Source organism: Pauljensenia hongkongensis, assembly GCF_001746855.1.
GTDB lineage: Bacteria > Actinomycetota > Actinomycetes > Actinomycetales > Actinomycetaceae > Pauljensenia > Pauljensenia hongkongensis.
The window spans coordinates 1,441,245-1,458,521 of sequence record NZ_CP017298.1 but is presented as its reverse complement, the minus strand read 5'-3'; the positions used below and the strand labels follow the sequence as shown (position 1 = coordinate 1,458,521).

16 protein-coding genes, 1 tRNA gene and 1 pseudogene are annotated in these 17,277 nt (G+C 70.4%); 9 read left to right on the top strand and 9 right to left on the bottom strand.

Annotated elements, in window-relative coordinates:
- Positions 1–513 (top strand): annotated as a pseudogene (locus tag BH719_RS06035) (pyridine nucleotide-disulfide oxidoreductase); the annotation flags it as partial.
- Between the two features lie 208 nt (positions 514–721).
- Here BH719_RS06035 and purB read toward each other — a convergent pair.
- A complete protein-coding gene (gene purB / locus BH719_RS06030) occupies positions 722–2,182 on the bottom strand; it encodes an adenylosuccinate lyase (protein WP_009743916.1) in 1,461 nt (486 codons plus the stop codon).
- Positions 2,183–2,441: 259 nt separating this feature from the next.
- On the opposite strand from purB, the gene BH719_RS06025 reads away from it, so the two are divergent.
- Both BH719_RS06025 and BH719_RS06020 read left to right on the top strand, forming a co-directional pair.
- On the top strand, positions 2,442–2,717 hold the full coding sequence (locus tag BH719_RS06025; RefSeq protein ID WP_009743915.1) for a hypothetical protein: 276 nt from the start codon (positions 2,442–2,444) through the stop codon (positions 2,715–2,717).
- Positions 2,714–4,021, top strand: a complete 1,308-nt coding sequence (locus BH719_RS06020) for a lipase family protein (RefSeq protein ID WP_009743914.1) — start codon at positions 2,714–2,716, stop codon at positions 4,019–4,021. Before BH719_RS06025 ends, BH719_RS06020 begins: the two co-directional genes overlap by 4 nt.
- Positions 4,022–4,027: 6 nt before the next feature.
- Here the strand turns inward: BH719_RS06020 and BH719_RS06015 are convergent, their stop codons facing one another.
- Positions 4,028–4,408, bottom strand: coding sequence for a phage holin family protein (locus BH719_RS06015; RefSeq protein WP_009743913.1), 381 nt, complete (start codon positions 4,406–4,408; stop codon positions 4,028–4,030).
- Between the two features lie 64 nt (positions 4,409–4,472).
- Between BH719_RS06015 and BH719_RS06010 the strand changes: the two genes are divergently transcribed.
- Both BH719_RS06010 and BH719_RS06005 read left to right on the top strand, forming a co-directional pair.
- Positions 4,473–5,528, top strand: coding sequence for a histidinol-phosphate transaminase (locus tag BH719_RS06010; RefSeq protein ID WP_009743912.1), 1,056 nt, complete (start codon positions 4,473–4,475; stop codon positions 5,526–5,528).
- 750 nt (positions 5,529–6,278) lie between these two features.
- Positions 6,279–7,322 (top strand): hypothetical protein, encoded by a 1,044-nt coding sequence (locus BH719_RS06005; RefSeq protein WP_245683266.1) that lies wholly within the window; start codon positions 6,279–6,281, stop codon positions 7,320–7,322.
- 265 nt (positions 7,323–7,587) lie between these two features.
- Here BH719_RS06005 and BH719_RS06000 read toward each other — a convergent pair whose 3' ends face one another.
- On the bottom strand, positions 7,588–8,658 hold the full coding sequence (locus BH719_RS06000) for a YwiC-like family protein (protein ID WP_245683265.1): 1,071 nt from the start codon (positions 8,656–8,658) through the stop codon (positions 7,588–7,590).
- 100 nt (positions 8,659–8,758) lie between these two features.
- Between BH719_RS06000 and BH719_RS05995 the strand changes: the two genes are divergently transcribed.
- Positions 8,759–9,745 carry a bile acid:sodium symporter family protein gene (locus tag BH719_RS05995; protein WP_034255310.1) on the top strand — a complete coding sequence of 329 codons (987 nt, stop codon included), beginning with the start codon at positions 8,759–8,761 and terminating at the stop codon, positions 9,743–9,745.
- A gap of 501 nt (positions 9,746–10,246) precedes the next feature.
- On the opposite strand, the gene BH719_RS05990 is transcribed toward BH719_RS05995, so the two are convergent.
- Positions 10,247–10,852 (bottom strand): TetR/AcrR family transcriptional regulator, encoded by a 606-nt coding sequence (locus BH719_RS05990; RefSeq protein ID WP_009743907.1) that lies wholly within the window; start codon positions 10,850–10,852, stop codon positions 10,247–10,249.
- Between the two features lie 248 nt (positions 10,853–11,100).
- Between BH719_RS05990 and BH719_RS05985 the strand changes: the two genes are divergently transcribed.
- On the top strand, positions 11,101–11,781 hold the full coding sequence (locus tag BH719_RS05985; protein ID WP_245683264.1) for an NAD(P)-dependent oxidoreductase: 681 nt from the start codon (positions 11,101–11,103) through the stop codon (positions 11,779–11,781).
- Positions 11,782–12,137: 356 nt separating this feature from the next.
- Here BH719_RS05985 and BH719_RS05980 read toward each other — a convergent pair.
- The 3 genes from BH719_RS05980 to BH719_RS05970 form a co-directional block, all read right to left on the bottom strand.
- Positions 12,138–12,211, bottom strand: a tRNA-Pro gene (locus BH719_RS05980).
- A 74-nt stretch (positions 12,212–12,285) separates the two neighbouring features.
- Positions 12,286–13,176, bottom strand: coding sequence for a metallophosphoesterase (locus BH719_RS05975; RefSeq protein WP_009743905.1), 891 nt, complete (start codon positions 13,174–13,176; stop codon positions 12,286–12,288).
- An 89-nt stretch (positions 13,177–13,265) separates the two neighbouring features.
- A complete protein-coding gene (locus BH719_RS05970; RefSeq protein WP_034220146.1) occupies positions 13,266–15,290 on the bottom strand; it encodes a transglycosylase domain-containing protein in 2,025 nt (674 codons plus the stop codon).
- Positions 15,291–15,460: 170 nt separating this feature from the next.
- On the opposite strand from BH719_RS05970, the gene BH719_RS05965 reads away from it, so the two are divergent.
- Positions 15,461–15,811, top strand: coding sequence for a WhiB family transcriptional regulator (locus BH719_RS05965; RefSeq protein WP_009743903.1), 351 nt, complete (start codon positions 15,461–15,463; stop codon positions 15,809–15,811).
- Positions 15,812–15,815: 4 nt separating this feature from the next.
- Positions 15,816–15,995: a Sp36 family protein gene (gene sp36 / locus BH719_RS05960; RefSeq protein ID WP_009743902.1), complete on the top strand. Its 180-nt coding sequence runs from the start codon at positions 15,816–15,818 to the stop codon at positions 15,993–15,995.
- Positions 15,996–16,138: 143 nt separating this feature from the next.
- Here sp36 and BH719_RS05955 read toward each other — a convergent pair whose 3' ends face one another.
- Both BH719_RS05955 and BH719_RS10105 read right to left on the bottom strand, forming a co-directional pair.
- Positions 16,139–16,822 (bottom strand): Crp/Fnr family transcriptional regulator, encoded by a 684-nt coding sequence (locus BH719_RS05955; RefSeq protein ID WP_005871971.1) that lies wholly within the window; start codon positions 16,820–16,822, stop codon positions 16,139–16,141.
- Positions 16,823–16,989: 167 nt separating this feature from the next.
- Positions 16,990–17,277: alpha/beta fold hydrolase (locus BH719_RS10105; RefSeq protein WP_009743901.1), on the bottom strand; the 288-nt coding region annotated here is incomplete at its 5' end.

The window sequence follows — 17,277 nt, the reverse complement described above, 5'->3', positions numbered from 1 at the left end:
GCGGGCGGAGGCGCGCAGCCGGGGACTTCTGGGCCGTCCCCAGTGGCTGCTGGTCCGTCCCCGGGGGGAGGCGCGCACCGAGGGCGCAGATCACGCACCGCCAAGGGGCCGCGGCCGGGCAGCGCCCCCCTGCCAGTCAGCGGGGCGGGACCGGGCGGCGGGAAGCGCAAGGGCGCCCGCGGCGGTGCTGCCCGCGTCCTCGTCGAGGTCGGCGAGGGCTTCGGGCGGCCGAGCCTGGTCAGCGCCGACATCATCGTCGCCGACGGGGACGGCGGGGCCGTCCCGATGCTCGACCGGGTGACCCGCGCGCTGTGGGACAACCCCGAGATGGCGCCCGTCAACGTGCGCGCCCGCGTCCTGCAGTCCACCGGCGGGGAACTGGAGGAGCCCGGCGCCCAGTCCGAGTGCCTGGCGGATATGACGACGATCGGTTTCGCCGACGAGATCGCGCGGCCCGACGAGCTCTTCGCCCGCTACGGCGCCCCCGCCTCGGACCCCGCCTGGAGGCCGTGACCCTGGCCGGGGAGTTGTGAAAGCGAAGCGGAGTTCTCAAAGGGAAACCCCTACTTCGCAAGCGTTATCACACTTGCGGAGTGTGGTATCGCTTGCGAAGTGAGGCGTTGCTGCGAGGACCGGCCCGGGGCCGGGCGCGTCTACCGGGGCGTCTACCGGGGTCGCGCTGCGGAAGCGGAGGCACCGCTGCGGCGACCGGCCCCGCCCCTCAGTGCTCCCAGCGCGCCAGGCGGGAGGACAGGCCCACGTAGGCCGCGGGCGTGAGCGCGAGCAGGCGCTCCTCCACCTCCGCGGGCAACCCCAGTCCGGCGATGAAGTCCCGCATCTCGGCGGCCCCCACCTCGTGGCCGCGCGTGAGCTCCTTGAGGCGCTCGTAGGGGTTCGCCATGCCCGTCGCCCCGCCGACTGCGGCGGCGCGCATCGCCTGCTGCACCGCCTCGCCCAGGACCGCCCAGTTGGCGTCGAGGTCGGCGGCCATGCGGTCGGCGTCCATGTCGACGCCGTCGAGGCCGCGCACCAGGTTGTCGTAGGCCAGGACCGCGTGCCCGATGGCGACGCCGATGTTGCGCTGGGTCGTGGAGTCGGTGAGGTCGCGCTGCATGCGGCTGGTGACCAGGGTCGCGGCCAGGGAGTCCAGGAGCGCCGCCGACACCTCCAGGTTCGCCTCGGCGTTCTCGAAGCGGATCGGATTGACCTTGTGCGGCATCGTCGACGAGCCGGTGGACCCCTGCGCCGCGAGGTTCTGGTGGAAGTAGCCCATCGAGATGTACGTCCAGCAGTCGGTTGCCAGGTTGTGGGCGACGCGCCCCGCGCGAGCCATGTCGGCGTAGAGCTCGGCCTGCCAGTCGTGGGACTCGATCTGGGTGGTCAGCGGGTTCCACGCCAGGCCCAGGCCCTCCACGAAGGAGCGGGAGACGGACGGCCAGTCGGCCCCGGGCGCCCCCACGACGTGGGCGGCCCACGTGCCGGTGGCGCCGTTGATCTTCCCCAGGTACTCGGTGGCCGCGACGCGCGCGATCTGGCGGCCGAAGCGGTGGGCGAACACCGCCATCTCCTTGCCCATGGTCACGGGCGTGGCGGGTTGGCCGTGCGTGTGCGCCAGCATGGGGACGTCGGCGCCCGCGCGGGCCAGGGCGACGAGGCGCCCGTGGAGGGCCCGGGCCGCGGGCAGCCACACCTGCTCGGTCGCGGCCTTGATGGTGAGGGCGTAGGCGAGGTTGTTGATGTCCTCCGACGTGCAGAAGATGTGGACGGCCTCGCGCAGGCCGGGCAGGCTCGTGCCCTCGCCGAGCGCCGCTGGCGCCGCCGCCAAGTGCTCGCCGATCAGGTACTCGACGGCCTTCACGTCGTGGCGGGTGACGGCCTCGAGCTGGGCGAGCCGTTTGATCTGGGGCCGGCCGAAGGAGAGGGGCAGGGCCCGCAGGTAGTCGCGTTCGGCGTCGGTGAGCGAGGGGGCGCCGGGCAGGACGCGCCCGTCGAGCAGGTGGACGAGCCACTCGACCTCGACGTGCGTGCGCGCGCGGTTCAGGCCCGCCTCGCTGAGGTGGTTCGCCAGTGGCGACACCGCTGCCCGGTAGCGCCCGTCGAGCGGGGAGAGGGGCTCGCCCCCGGCCGCGAGGTCCTGGTATCCGTGGGAGGGGGAGAACAGCGTGTTCTGATCGGCGCTCATGCCCCCATCATCCCAGACTGCGGCCCCCGGTGGCCGCAGTGCCCGCGCGGGTCGCCCCTCCGAGGGGCCGAGTTCCCACAGGCCAGCGGGGCGCCCGATCTCGCGAAGTCGTCGAGAGCCGCTTGGATGCGCGCGTCCACAGGGGACGGGGGAACCCTGCGCCCATCCACAGGGGCGGCCCCGCGGTGTGCGCCCCGCGTGTCCGTGCCCCTACCGTCGGAGCCGTGGCCCCGGAGGGGGCCGGAAGAGGAGGAGGACCATGGATGCCGCGAACAGGGAGGACCTCGACGCGATCCTGTGCCAGGCGCTGTCGGGTGTCGAGGACGCGCGCACTCAACTGCACTCGGCGGTGCCACCGGGATGGCGGGGCGGTGCGGCCTCACTCTACTCGGGGAAGGTCACCCGCGTGGGGGCCGATCTGATGTGGCTGAGCGGCACCATCTCGCAGGCGATGGACGCCGCCAGGTGCGAGGCGCAGTGGGCGCCCCCGTCGACGACCGACCGGCAGCTGGGCGGTTTCGGGGGCGCGCGATGAGCCCCGTGCACCGCGTGGACCCGGACGACCCCCGGTCCCTCGAGCCGCAGGTGGTGGTGGGCGCCCTCACCGTCAACACGGACGACATGCTGGCGGCGCGCAACGTCCTGGCCGGCTTGTCCACGGGCATCGGCGCTGTGTGGCGCACGCTGGAGCACGCCCACCACGTGGCGGAGGCCATGAGCGCCGAGCGCCCGGCCACGGCCGCCTCGGTCATGGCGTTCATCGACCAGGCGGACGCCCAGAGCCGCGCGGTGATCGGGACTCTCAACGATATGCGCCAGGCGATGGAGTCCAGCGCCGAGTACTACGCCGCCGCTGATTCGGAAGCTCGATGCAGGTGGGTCGGCGCCGCGTCCGCCCGGGGCCTGGCGGGCGCCGCTGGGAAGTTCGGCGGGTCCGTCACCACGGGCAACTACGGCGTCGTGGTCGCCGATGAGGCGGGGAACCACGCTTTCACAGCCAACCAATGGGGGGCGGGGCAGCCGCAGGACCGTACGGCGGAGCGCGCCGCCGCGACTGCCGCCGCCCTGGGGAGCGCCGCGCACGAGTACGACGTGCCGGACGGGGCGCGCTCCAGCGCCGACGTGCTGCGCTCCCTCGATGGGATCTCCCGGGACGAGGACGCCGGGCGCGTCGTCATCGAGGAGCACGTGAGCGTCGTCGACGGCAGGGAGGTGCGCTCGTGGACCGTGGTCCTGCAGGGGACGCAGAACTGGGACCCGGTTTCGAGCAACCCCCAGGACCTCCAGACGAACCTCCAGGCGGTGGGCGGGCTGCGGTCCGAGCAGCTCGACGCCGTGAAGGCGGCGATGGAGATGGCGGGCATCGGCCAGGGGGAGGCCGTCGAACTCGTCGGGCACTCCCAGGGCGGGATCATCGCCGCCCAGCTCGCCTGCGACGCGGCTTTCGCCAGCAAGTACGCGATCGCCAACGTCACCACCGCGGGCTCGCCGATAGCGGGGCACGCGCCCAGGGGCACCCCGGTCCTGGCCCTGGAGAACGACCGCGACATCGTGCCCGGCCTCGACCTCTCGCCCAACCAACTCATGGAGAACGTGACAACAGCCACCTACCACGATGCCGCCTACGACCGGCAGTTGGGGATCGAGCGCTCCAGCGCCCACGACGCGAGCGGCTACGGCGACCAACTCGAGTACTCCCTGAACAACGGCGAGTCCGCTCAGGGGCCCATCGCGTCCTACGAGGAGAGGAGGAACCGGGCCCTCGGGCTCAACAGCACCACTCGGACCACGGTCCACTCCTACACGACCAGGCGCGTGTGCGAGCCGCCGGATCTGTGAGGCGCGTCAGCGGTTGTCCGAGTCGAGGACCGCGACGACCAGCGACGACACGACCGCCGTGATGACTGCGCCGAAGAAGCACGACCAGAAGCCGCCCGTGCGGAAGGGGAAGCCCAGGGACGTCGACAGCCACCCCGTCAGCGCGAACATCGCGGAGTTCACCACGATCGCGAACAGTCCGAAAGTGAGTACGTAGAGGGGGAAGGCCAGGAAGCTCACCAGTGGTTTGACCAGGGAGTTCACCACCGTGAACACCAGGGCGATGGCCGCCAGCACCAGCAGCGACTCGGTCATGGAGGCGGTCTCGGCGATCTCCAGCGACGGCACCAGGCGGATCGAGACCCACAGGCCCGCCATCGTCGCGATGAGTCGGAGTACGAATTCCATGGGCCCACTCTTGCACACCGGGACGGGGCGTGCACGACGGCGTGCGATGCGGTAGGACTGGCGTATGACGACTCTGCCGATCCGCCCCGAAGTGCTCGCGCTGCCCCGCTACATCCCCGGCAAGGCACTGCAAGGCGCACAGAAGATCTCCTCCAACGAGATGCCCTGGCCGCCCGACCAGCGCGTCGTGGAGGCCGCCGCAGCGGCGCTGGGGGAGGCGAACCGCTACCCGGACCTCACTGCCGCCCCCGTGCGCGAGGAGCTGGCCCGCGCCCTCGGCCTGTCCGCCGGGCAGGTGTGCGTCGGCACGGGCTCCTCGGCGGTCCTCGTCGCGGCCCTGTCCGCCGTGTGCGCGCCCGGCAGCGAGGTCGTCTTCCCGTGGCGGTCCTTCGAGTCCTATCCGATCGCCGCCCCGACGGTCCACGCCAGCCCCGTCCCGGTGCCGTTGGCCCCCGACTCCGGCCCCGACCTGGGCGCCCTGGCCGACGCGGTCACGCCCGCGACCCGGGCCATCATCGTCTGTTCGCCGAACAACCCGACGGGCGTGGCCTGCCCGGCCAGCGACATCGTGGCCATGGTGGAGCGCGTGCCGCCCTCCGTCCTGGTCATCATCGACGAGGCGTACATCGATTTCGCGACGGACCCGGCCATCGCGCCGTGCACGGACCTGATCGGCGCCCACTCCAACGTCCTCGTCATGCGGACCTTCTCCAAGGCGCACGCCCTGGCCGGCCTGCGCATCGGCTACGGGCTGGGCGACGCGGGGCTCATCGACGCGGTCCAGGCGCTGCTGGTCCCCTTCGGGGTCAGCGGCCCCGCCCAGGCGGCCGCCCTGGCCTCCCTGCGCGACGGCGCCCCTGCGCGCGAGGCGGTGCGGGCCATCACGTGCGAGCGCGACAGGATCGTCCCACTGCTGCGCCGGATGGGCTACGACGTGCCCGACTCGCAGGCGAACTTCTACTTCCTCAAGGGCGAGGGCGCCGGTTTCGTCGAGGCGTGCGCCGCCGCCGGGTTGGTCGTGCGGCCCTTCCCCGAGGGGGTGCGCGTCACTGTGGGAACGCCGGAGCAGAACGACGCGCTCCTGGCGGCCGCGGGCGGGCGGACGCCCGCGGCCCGGTGACGGGGCGCCCCGGCTCCCGGTGCCGGGTCCCCGGGCCCAGGTTATCGAGCACTGCTGGGCCGTCACGTTGTTCGGCGTGGGGTGCGCCCGTTTCGGGACGGGCAGCGGGGCATCGGGGGAGGCGCCGGTCCCTCGTGCCGGTCCTGCCCACCATCGTGGGGCGGGCAGCGGGCATCGGGGCAGGAAACGGGTTATCAGGGCAAGCAAATTGCCTGCCCCAATGGGTGGTTCCCTACCCCAATGCGCCTGTTCCTGCCCCAATGGGCGGTTCTGTGGCTCATGCGCCCGCTTCGCGAACCGATGACGGTGGCTCCCTGCCCCAATGCGCGTACCCTGCCCGGCGTGCCCCGGGCCCCGCGCCGGGCGCCTCTGGCGAACTGCTGCTGCCATTGGCGCTTGAAAGAGCCTCGTGCCCATCATTGGGCGCTCAAAACGGATCTGCAGCTTGGAGAGCTGGTTGCGAATCCGCTGATAAGAACGCTATAATTAAAAAGGCTGTTCTGCCGAAAGCCGCTCGGACTCTAGTCGTGGGCGCGGAACTACGATGAGGTGGGGTGTTGCGCTGACGTGACTACTGTTGTGGTTCTTTTTCTTTTTGCCGTCATGATACTTCTGACTTTTGCCATTCCGCACTGCGTGTCCGTTCTGTGGTACTGTCACAGCCCTCTCAACAGAAGAATACGCGGCGCGGATGTTTCTGGAGCATCAGGAGGTCTCCGGACTCTTTACGGCTTGTTTATGAAAAGGGACGTGCGCGGGTACAGGACCACCGAAACCAGTCAGGTCGACAACCTGATGCGCGTGGGGGAGTACCTCGCCGACGACGGTTTCTCGTACAGCCGCTTGAAGAAGCTGTGGATCCGGTCCCGGCGCACCCGGAAAGACCAGCTGTTCCTCGAGGCTCTCGTTGACATCAACTATTGGTGCTATAGGCGAAGGGAATGCTGGTTGCGGCACGGGGTCGCGGACGAGTCGCGCTTCAACGGCTTGCCGGCTGACGAGCGCGCCCCTGATCTGGAGCAGAGCCGCGCGCGGGCCCCAGAGCGCCTGGAACCCGATAGGGATGCCGCGCTGCGGGAGTTCGGCAGGATGATCAACCACTACGAAGGCGCCTTGAGGTGTTGGAAATCGCTCCGGCAAGGCGCTGTCGTGCAAAGTCCTGTTCAATTGTGCGCCGATTCTGTGTACCGCGCGCACGTGCGCACTCGATTTGCTTTGTCTAACAACCCGAACTCGGTGCGCCCGCATATCCTGCTGTCGACATTCGTTTCGAATGTGAGAATGGCGGAGTGCGCGCGCATCTTTTTCTTCCGCATACACTCGCGCCCTATAGGCGTGGGAGTCATTCTGTTCATCTTCGTCGTTCTTAAGTTCTTAGCGCACGAGTTCAACGGGTATCTCGCGTGGAACGAGTCCACCGGCGCCGGGGCGCATGTGGAGGGGTTTCGCGCCCTGGAGGGATTCGACGCCTCCTACCCCTGGCCGGTGGTGTTCATCCTGTTTATAGCGTTCTCTATAACGACCTATATGTCGTTCCGCGACTACCCCCCTAGTTTCTACGGGTTCGATCGGATGAAGCACGCCTACCTGTCCCAAGAGGTCATCGCCTTTTCGTTCACTGTCGAATCGGTGCTACTGACGGTGGCGGCACTATCGCCGGACGATGGGGCGAATCCTTTGGTGAAGGCAATGTGCTTCCTTCTCTACGTGGTGAACGGCTTGATCTGCATTTCTGCCAGATGGCGGATCAAGGAGGTGATCGACAGCGCCTCGGCGAAGAGGGGGGACAGATGAGGCTCCTTGCTTTCGGTTCGCGCGGGCGCATTTGCGCCCGTTTCGGGGTGGGCGGCGGGGCATCGGGGGAGGCGCCGGTCCCTCGTGCCGGTCCTGCCCACCATCGTGGGGCGGGCGGCGGTCATTGGGGCAGGAAACGGTGCATTGGGGTAGGCAAATTGCCTGCCCCGATGGGTGGTTCCCTACCCCAATGCGCCTGTTCCTACCCCAATGCGCCTGTCCCTGCCCCATACGCGTTTTCCGCCCCGGCGCGCCCGCCGGGCGCCTATGGCAGGACGAGGGCGATGGCCAGGAGCCCCACCCACACGAACTCGAGGGGGCCGATGGTCTTCGGGGCGAGGGGGCGGGCGCGCCGCTCGGACCAGGCGGGCATCGCCCAGGCGCGGACCGTCATCGCCACCCACACGGGCACGGCCCAGGCGCTGATGAGGCCAGCGGCCGCCAGGCCCGCCACCGCCGCCGTGCACAGGGCGTGGAAGAGCACGGAGCCGACCACCCACCGGCGGTCGCCTCGCCCGCGCACCATTGAGCGCACTGTCGGCACGGTGCCCGCGAACTGCGCGCCGAGCACACCCGCGGCCACCCACACGCGAGCCGGAACCGACCCGGGCAAGCCGCCCGACGCCGACACTGAGAACGCCACGGGCAGCATGAGCGAGGAGGCGGCGATCGTCGCAAGGCGCGCCGGGATCGAGCGCTCCCGCCCGGCCCGCACCTCCCACAGGGCGACGCCGACCAGTGGCGCGAACCCCACCGCCCACCACGCCAGGGCGGGGCGGAAGGCCAGGTAGGCGCCCCCGGACGCCGCGGTGACAGCGCCGGAGGCCACAACCGCCCGGATGATGGCGCTCCTGCGCCGCTTGGGGGACTTCACCCAGTGCTCCACCGCGTTGAAGCACGCGAAAGCCGTGGTCCACGCGAAGCCCAGCACCAGGTGCTCCCACGTCGGGCCTCCCAGCGCCGCGCCGATCACAATGGGCAGCACCGTCATCGGCCAGGCGCCGTGCTGGTCGGGGATCCACCCGTTGCGGGCGAGGGCGCGCAACCGGGAGGGGCGCCGCCGACCGCCCTTGCCGCCCCGCCCCCTGTCCCGGGCGCCCGAGGGGGCCGCCCGGCGCGTAGAGCTCGAGGCGGCCTTGCGCGCGGAGCCTGATGGGGTGGCCTGGCGCGTGGAGCCCAGGGGTTCCCGTGGTTCCCCGTGGGGGGCGCCGCTCCGAGCCGACGAGGCGGGGGCCGTGCCCTGGGCCTGGGGGGACGTATCGTTCGGGGCGGGTGCCGTGCCCTGGCGCACGGAGGACGGGGCCCCGGGGCCGCCCGCGCTGTCCGATGTGCTCATGGGACCGATCCTACCGGGATGCGTTGTGAGATGGAATACTTGTGCCCTCACCAGGTGAGACGCGCGGGTAGATGGCGGCCGATCGCAAAAGAATGGTCGCATGTCCCCAACACACGATTCTCCGCAAGCCCCAGCCGTCCCCGCCGCGATGAGCAGCGAGGACCGCAGCGCGCGCATCGCGGTCACGGTCTTCCCCCTCATCGTCATCGCGGCCTTCATCGCCGCCATGGTGCTCCCCTCGGCCTTCCTGCCGCTCGCTCCGGGCGTCAACTGGGCCCTGGGCGTGATCATGTTCGGCATGGGCTTGACCCTCACGCTCCCCGACTTCGCCCTGGTCGTCACCCGGCCGCTGCCCGTACTGGTAGGCGTCGCCGCCCAGTACGTCATCATGCCCCTGGTGGGCTTCGGCCTCGCCTGGGTGTTCCGCCTGCCCGACGCCGTCGCGGTCGGCGTCATACTGGTGGGCTGCGCCCCCGGCGGCACCGCCTCGAACGTCATCTCCTACCTGGCGAAGGCCGATGTGGCCCTGTCCGTGACCATGACGTCGATCTCGACGCTGCTGGCGCCGCTCATGACGCCCGTGCTCACCACGTGGCTGGTCGGCTCCCGCATGGAGGTCGATGGCGGTGCCATGGCCATGAACATCCTGCTCATGGTGCTCGCGCCCGTCCTCGGGGGCTTCCTGGTACGCTACCTCGCCCACGCCCTGGTCGAGAGGATCCTGCCCGCGCTGCCGTGGGTCTCCGTCCTCGGCATCTGCTACGTGCTGCTGGTCGTCGTCTCCAAGTCCGTCTCCGTGATCGTCTCCTCCGGAGCGATCATCATCGGAGTCGTCGTCTGCCACAACCTGCTCGGCTACCTCTTCGGCTACCTGGCCGGGCGCCTGGGGGGCGGCAGCGAGAAGGCTGCGCGCACCACCGCGATCGAGGTCGGCATGCAGAACTCGGGCATGGCCGCCACCCTGGCCGCCACCCAGTTCCCGGCCACGCCCGAGACCGCCGTGCCCGCCGCGGTCTTCTCCGTGTGGCACAACCTGTCCGGCGCGCTGCTCGCCATGTTCTTCCGGAGGGCGCAGGCGCGCGACTGAACCCCTGCCCGCCCGTCCCGTCCCGCAGTGCCCTGTGGAACGGCGTTACCAGCAGCCCGCTCGCCCGGGCGCCCACAGGCGGCTACCGGCGCCTCCGGCTGCCCGTCATCGCGGGGACCACGCTGTTCATCGGCAATCCCCCTACATCGGGCACCACTAGGTCGCACCCGAGTGGAAGGCGTGGCTGCGCGGCACCGCTCCTCGCGACCTCCATGGCGCGGCGCCCCCCGGCCTTCGTCCGCAACAACGCGGGCGCGCGGCACATCAATACCGCCCACGGCCTCTACCCGCGCCAGCAGATGGGCGCGGTGGTGCTGGACGGGCTCGCCCAGTGGCTGCGCTCGGGGGGCTCGCTCTTCCAGGGGAGGGCCCACGCGGGGGCGGACTGGTGGAGTTCGAGCCCGAGGAGATGGGGCGCATCGCGGTCCCCGGCACCGAGACGCTCAGCGAGGGGGCTGAATGGAGGCTGCGGGCCCGTGCCGTCAGGAGCAGGAGGCCCGGTTACCGTCCTGCGGCGCCGGGCCCTGGTGCGGCCAGGCGGCGGGCCGCCCGGACGACGGCCGCCCTCCGCCTGGCGTGCTCCTCCTCTGAGAGCGGTCCGCACAGCATCCGCGCGACTTGGGGCACAGCCGCCCACCAGCCCGCGATCGAGAGCACGAGCACCATCAGCTGCGCGGCGTCGAAGTCACCGGTCACCGCCCCCACCTCCTGGCCGCGCAGGACGGCGGCGGTCTTGCGTTGGTAGAAGGACCCGCGCAGGTCCTCGTCGGGCACCTCGCCGTCGAACACCAGCGCCTCCCAGCGCAGCAGGCGGATGAGCTCGGGCCGTTCGCGGTGGTAGTCGTAGACGCGCCCCGCGTACTCGCCGATGTCCTCCAACGCGAACGAGGAAACGGGAACCGCCCGGGCGACCGTCGCCAGCTCGTCGCGGAGGACGGCCGCGAACAACTGCCTCTTCCCGCCGAAGTAGTTGTAAACGCGTTCTTTGTTGACGCCGGCCTTCTTCGCGATCCTCTCGACCGTCGTCCCGTCGGGGCCGCACCGCGCGAACTCGGCCGTCGCGGCCTCTTTGATCCTGCGTTTGGTGCCTTCTACGTCCCAGGCCACGGAAGCCCCCGCTCTCAATCTCCAACGTAGTGGTTGTTCCCTCCCCCGGACGATACTACACTCAGTTCCAACGATTCCGTTGGAAACGGGTGCGGGCACGGCCCGACAGCTGCCCCGCGCGGCGCTCAGCGCACTCGCGGGCCCTGGGCGGCGCTCAGTGCTCCTGCGGGCCCCGCGCGGCGATCAGTGGACCCGCGCCCGCAACGGTCCGCCGACGAGGCGAACCGCCCCGTCGCCAGGGGCAGACAGTGAAAGGACTGATCCCCATGAAGACCATCCTCGTCCTCGGCGCAACCGGGAGGACCGGGCGCTCCGTCCTCAAACACCGGCCCGACGGCGCCACTATGTATGCCGCAGTGCGCCGTGCGGGCCCCGGCGCGCCGTTGCCCGAAGGGGCCGACGCCCCGCGCGTCGTCGATATCGAGGACCAGGCGAGCCTGTCCGCCGCGCTGGAGGGCGTCGACACCGTGATCAATGCGATCCGCCTGCGCGGGGACATCGCCGCGACGGCGCTGGTCGGCCTCCACCAGTCGATCGTCGCCGCGCGCGACACGAGCCGGGACCTGCACGTCGTCCACGTCGGCGGCGCCGGATCCCTGCGCGTGGGCGGCGGGCGGCGGTTCTGGCAGGCACCGGGCTTCCCGGCCGCGACCCTGCCCCGGGGGATCGGCCACGCCCGTCTGCGCGACTACCTGGAGCAGTATGAACGGGGCTGCCGGTGGGCCTACCTGATCCCGCCGCCCCGCTTCGACCCGGACGGCCCCTTCCGGGGGCGGTACGCCAGGATCGCAGCGGGTGGGGGCGAGCGGGAGTTCGTGGATGACGGCATCAGCTACGAGGACTTCGCCGTCGCGCTCATCGACGCCGTGGTCGGGGCGTGGCGGGGAGTGTGGCTGATCGGAGGAGACGGCGCACCGGAATCGCCGTGAGCCGGCGCTGGCGCCGCGCAGGCCGGCGCCTGGCTGTGCGGCGACCGGACTGCAGGCCGATCAGCGCGACGAGCCCGCCCGCGTACACGAGGAGCCGCGGGCAGAGCCCTGCGAAGCGCGCGGCGGCGGGGCTGAGGACCTGCGCCGAGGGCACCAGGGCGACGCTCGGCACCAGTTCAGCGCGAACGGCGTAGGCGACTGCCGCTGCGCCACCGATGGAGAACGAGCCGGACTCTATGGGCAGCAGCCCGGCCAGGGCCTTCAACAGCGTCGTCTTCCCGGCCCCGTCGTGGGAGCCCGGGCCCATGGGTACGACAGAGCCGCCGGGCCGTACGGCCCGGCGGCTCCCGCACGAGTCGGGGTGGCGGGATTTGAACCCACGGCCTCTTCGTCCCGAACGAAGCGCGCTACCAAGCTGCGCCACACCCCGTGCGACCGCATAAGTATAACGGCCCTGGCCGCCCTACGCCAAAACCAGCGGACCGGGTGGCGCTGCCCGATCGGTCACAGGCGCCCCCGCGCGGGGAAGACGTGCAGCAGCGAGACCTCCGGCCTCGTCGCGACGCGGACCCGCGCGTAGCGCGACGTGCCCAGTCCTGCGCTCACGTGCAGCCACGAGGCGCGGCCCTGGGAGTGCCACTGGGACAGGCCCTTCGCGTAGCGGCGCGGTATGTCGCAGTTCGTGATCAGGGCGCCGAAACCCGGTAGGCCGATCTGGCCGCCGTGGGTGTGGCCCGCCACGATGAGGTCCGCCCCCCGCCTCGTGAGCGCTGAGACGACGCGCGTGTAGGGGGAGTGGGTGGCCCCGAGGCGCAGGACGCCCTCGCGCTCCCACGACGGGGCGGGATCGACGTAGCGGTCCCGGTGGATGTGGGCGTCGTCAGTGCCCAGCAGGGACAGGGCGCCCACTCCGGGCACCTCCAGGTCCCCTGCCCTGTTCGACAGGTCCACCCAGCCCGCGTCCGCCATCATGCGCGTCATCGGCGTCCACGGCAGGTCGGGGACGACGCGGGGGCGGGGGCCCTTCGAGCGCGTCAGGTAGCGGCCCCAGTTCTTGCGCACGGGGGAGTAGTAGTCGTTGGATCCGAGCACGAAGAAGCCCGGGCGGTCCAGGAAGGGCGCGTAGGCCTCGCGCACCAGATCCGCCCCGTCGGGGCCGCCGAAGTTGTCGCCCGTGGAGGCGACCACGTCGAAGCGCTCCGTGGCGGCGACGCGCCGGAGGAAGTCCACGAGGAACTCCTGTCCGGGGAAGAGGTGGAGGTCGGAGATCTGCAGGATCGTCACCTCGGGGACCGGTCGGGCCACGGGCACCTCGAAGCGGCGGACGACGGGCAGGCGCCTCTCCACGCGGCCCCACGCGAGGGCGGCGGCCCCCGGTACCACGACCGCGCCCACGGCTCCGGCAGTGGCGCGCGCGGTCCTGGCGGCCGCTCGGGCCAGGGGCGCGTCCGCGCGGGACGGGGCCGGATCCGCTACCGCACCGCTCAACGCGGGGTGCCCGCCAGCGCCTGGGACATGTAGGGCGCCCAGATGTTCTGGCCCACGAAGGTCTCGCCGAAGATCTGGTGGTAGAAGCGCCCGTTGATCGTGGTGTCCCACACTGGTGCGGAGGAGTTCGCGCCGTGGCCCACCCACGCGGAGGTGACCAGCGAGGAGGTGAAGCCCGTCAGCCACGTGTTCGAGCTGTAGTCCGTGGTCCCCGACTTCGCGGCGTAGGGCCGCCCGTCGGCGAGCTTCGTCGACGTGTAGTACTGCCCCGCCGAGGCGGTGAGCAGCGACGCCGTCTTGTTCGCGATGTCGGGCTCCAGGACGCTCTTGCAGCTGGGCTCGTACTGCTTGAGGACGTTCTCGTCGCGGTCGGACACGGAGGAGATGGACTGGGGCGAGCACTGGGTGCCGCTGTTCGCGATGGCCCCGAAGGCGGAGGCGACCTGCAGGGGCGAGGCCGAGGAGGAGCCGAGGATGTTCGCCGGGTAGGCGGTGGGGACCTCGCCGTCCTCGGTGATCCCCAGGTCGTAGGCGTTCTGGAAGATCTTGCAGAAGTCGACGCGGCTGGCCATGTTCACGAACGCCTGGTTCACCGACAGGCCGGTGGCGCGCACGACGTTCATGGTGCCCGTCTTGCCCTCGAGGTCCTGGACGGGGTAGGTGTCGGTGTAGATGGGCGAGCCGTTGCACTTGAAGGCGTTGGATCCGTAGGTCGTGTTGTTCGACCCGACGGTCTCATTGGCGTTGTGCCCCTCTTTGAACCACTCGATGAGGGTGAAGACCTTGAACGTCGATCCGACCTGGAACTTGCCGTCGGCAGCGTAGTTCGACATGGTCTCCCCCGCGCCCACGCCGTAGGTGGTGTTCTGGGCCATGGCGACGATGTTGCCGGTCTTGGGGTCCAGGGACACGAGCGCGTCGTTGACCCCGGACGCGTCGCCGACCGGGATCGCCGCCGTGAGCGCCGAGTAGGCGGCGTCCTGGTTGGTGGGCTCCAAAGTGGTCCTGATGGTGATTCCGGAGGTCTTGAGCATGTGCTCGCGGTCGGCGCGGGTCTCGCCGAAGGTGGTGTCCTCCAGGAACTGGGAGAGGACGTAGTCGCAGAAGTAGGCGCGCGAGTCGTCGGCGCCCGAGCAGCCCTCGGGGGTGACCGTCGGGTGGAGCATGTCCGCCAGGGGCGTGGCGATGCCCTTGTCGTACTCCTCCTGGGTGATGACGCCCTGGTTGAGCATGACCGACAGGATGACGTCGCGGCGGTCCTGGGCGGCTTCGGGGTGGCTCAGCGGGTCGTACTGGACGGGGGACTGGACCAGGCCGGCCAGCAGTGAGGCCTCGAGGTAGTTGATCTCGGAGGCGGACTTGGAGAAGTACCTGAGGGAGGCGGCCTCGACGCCGTAGGTGATGGGCCCGAAGGGGGCGATGTTCAGGTAGCCGGTGAGGACCTCGTCCTTCGTCATGACCTTCTCGATGGCGAGGGCGTACTTGGCCTCGCGGAGTTTGCGCTCCGTGGTCTGCTCGGTCGCCGCCGCCACCTGGTCGACGTCGCCCTCGAGGTAGCCGCGCTCGGCGAGGGCGTTGCGGACGAACTGCTGGGTGATGGTCGAGGCGCCCTGGGTGCCCGACTCGCCCAGGTTCGACACGAGCGCGCGGAGCATGCCCGTGGGGTCGACGCCGTGGTGGTTGTAGAACCGCTTGTCCTCGATCGCGACGATCGCCTTCTTCATGACATCGGCGATGTTGGCCGAGGGCACGACGATGCGCTGCTTGTCGTAGAAGCGCGCGATGACGCCGCCGGACGCGTCGAGGAGCTGGGACTCCTCGGCGGGCTCGACGACCTGGATGTCGCTGGGGATGTCGTTGAAGACCGTGGGGGCGGACTTCGTCACGATCGCGAGGGGGCCGACGACGGGGACCAGCATGCCGGCTCCGACGACGCCCATGAGCGCGGAGACGCTCACGAAGGTGAGCAGGAGTCCGAACAACTGCATGGGCCTGACGGCGCGGGGGTTCGAATGCGACATGCTCCAAGGATACGTGCCCCGCGGTTGCGGTGGGGGAGAAGGTGACGGGTCGCCCTTTTTCGGCCCCGATCCGTCAGCGCGCCCGATGTGAGCGTTCACATTTGCAGAGGCCCCAGCTTGTGCGTAGTATCACAGGTGCAGCTCGGCGTCGAGCGACCTGGAGATGAGCGATGAGCACGCACGATGATGACCACAGCTGGGTGTCGCGCGCCCTGTGCGCGGGGTACGAGCCCGACGCGCTCTTCGTCCAGGGCGCCTCGCAGCGGCAGGTGCGCCAGCGCTGCCTCATGTGCGAGGTGCGGATCGAGTGCCTCGCCGACGCCCTGCAGTCCGGGGCCAACTACGGCGTGTGGGGCGGGCTGACAGAACGCGAGCGCCGGGCGATGCTGCGCCACTACCCGGACATCGACGACTGGCTCGACTGGCTGCGCAACTCCGACGACCCCCTGGCCCAGGAGATCAGGCTGCCCAAGGTTCCCAAAGTGCTCGTGATGGTGCGCGGGGAGTCCGCTGTAGGATGATCCCATGACTAAATGGGAGTACTCGACGATTCCGCTGCTCACGCACGCGACGAAGGCAATACTCGACCAGTGGGGCGCGGACGGGTGGGAGCTCGTCCAGGTCGTTCCCGGTCCGACGGGGTCGGACTCGCTGGTCGCCTACCTCAAGCGCCCGGTCCAAGAACCCGCTCCGATTCAGAACTGACGCTCCGCGCCCGCGCGAAGGGGCGCAAGGAACCCCGCCGCCGTCGCGCGCTCCGCGCTGCGGGCGGGGGCCTCGATGGGTGAGGGTGTGCGGCGGGCTGGGTCCGGTGCGCGGCGACCGGATCCAGCCCGCGGCAGTCCGGGTCAGCGCGCGCGCCTGGCGAGGCGGTCGACGTCGAGCAGGGTCACGGCGCGCCCCTCGAGGCGGATCCAGCCCCGGGAGACGAAGTCCGCCAGCGACTTGTTCACGGTCTCGCGCGAGGCGCCGACCAGCTGGGCGAGCTCCTCCTGCGTGAGGTCGTGGGGGACGTGCACTCCCTTGTCGGTGGACGTCCCGAAGCGGTCGGCCAGGTCCAGCAGCGCTTTGGCGACGCGGCCGGGCACGTCGGAGAAGACCAGATCCGACAGGGACTCGTTGGTGCGGCGCAGGCGCTGGGCGAGGGCGCGGAGCATGTGCTTGGCCAGCGTCGGGTTCGTGTCGAGGACGTGCATGAGGTCCTCGTGCTCCAGGAACAGCAGCGAGGCCGGCGACACCGCGGTCGCGGTCGTGGACCGGGGCCCCGGGTCGAAGAGGGTGAGCTCGCCGATGATCTCGCCGGGGCCGAGCACCGCCAGCAGGGACTCGCGTCCGTCGTTGGATGTGTGGCCGAGTTTCACCTTGCCCTCGGTCACGATGTACAGGCGGTCGCCGAGGTCGCCCTCGTCGAAGAGGGTCTCGCCGCGACGCAGGGTGGTGTGGCCCATTTTCTGTTGGAGGGACACCTGCTGAGCGTCGTCAAGGCCGCCGAAGAGCGGGACCTGGCTGATGAAGTTTCCGTCACCGATCATCTCGGAGGATCTCCGTTCTGCTCATGCCCGGCGGTTGTCGGGCCCGATAGGGGATTCACGCGGCATCCCCGTGCGTAACATCGATCACTCCGAGGTACCGCGTATCACACCATTATGCCCCATTGAACAGAGAACACGAAGGTTATCCGCCGTTTTTTGTGAGGTGTCTAATCACAGTCCCACGTGTCTGACAGTTCGTCGAGATGGGCGGCGATGGCCCGTGCGACCTGTGAGGGCGCCTCCTCGGGCAGGAAGTGCCCCGCCTCGCGGACGACCACGCAGGAGTGGGCGGCGTCGACGAAAGTCGCGTCGTGCGCGTGGTCGACGGGGGACCACGCCCCGTCGTCGCTGCCCCGGATCGACAGGACCGGAACGGCGACGGGGGAGCGCAGGATCCGGCGGGCCTCGCGCGACGGGCGGCGCGCCGCGCGCAGCGCCCTCAGCGCCGTGTGGGG

Coding starts and splice junctions, on each gene's coding strand:
- purB (WP_009743916.1), bottom strand. CDS start 2,182: ATGAGCGCCGATCAGAACACGCTGTTCTCCCCCTCCCACGGATACCAG.
- BH719_RS06025 (WP_009743915.1), top strand. CDS start 2,442: ATGGATGCCGCGAACAGGGAGGACCTCGACGCGATCCTGTGCCAGGCG.
- BH719_RS06020 (WP_009743914.1), top strand. CDS start 2,714: ATGAGCCCCGTGCACCGCGTGGACCCGGACGACCCCCGGTCCCTCGAG.
- BH719_RS06015 (WP_009743913.1), bottom strand. CDS start 4,408: ATGGAATTCGTACTCCGACTCATCGCGACGATGGCGGGCCTGTGGGTC.
- BH719_RS06010 (WP_009743912.1), top strand. CDS start 4,473: ATGACGACTCTGCCGATCCGCCCCGAAGTGCTCGCGCTGCCCCGCTAC.
- BH719_RS06000 (WP_245683265.1), bottom strand. CDS start 8,658: ATGAGCACATCGGACAGCGCGGGCGGCCCCGGGGCCCCGTCCTCCGTG.
- BH719_RS05995 (WP_034255310.1), top strand. CDS start 8,759: ATGTCCCCAACACACGATTCTCCGCAAGCCCCAGCCGTCCCCGCCGCG.
- BH719_RS05970 (WP_034220146.1), bottom strand. CDS start 15,290: ATGTCGCATTCGAACCCCCGCGCCGTCAGGCCCATGCAGTTGTTCGGA.
- BH719_RS05965 (WP_009743903.1), top strand. CDS start 15,461: ATGAGCACGCACGATGATGACCACAGCTGGGTGTCGCGCGCCCTGTGC.
- sp36 (WP_009743902.1), top strand. CDS start 15,816: ATGACTAAATGGGAGTACTCGACGATTCCGCTGCTCACGCACGCGACG.
- BH719_RS05955 (WP_005871971.1), bottom strand. CDS start 16,822: ATGATCGGTGACGGAAACTTCATCAGCCAGGTCCCGCTCTTCGGCGGC.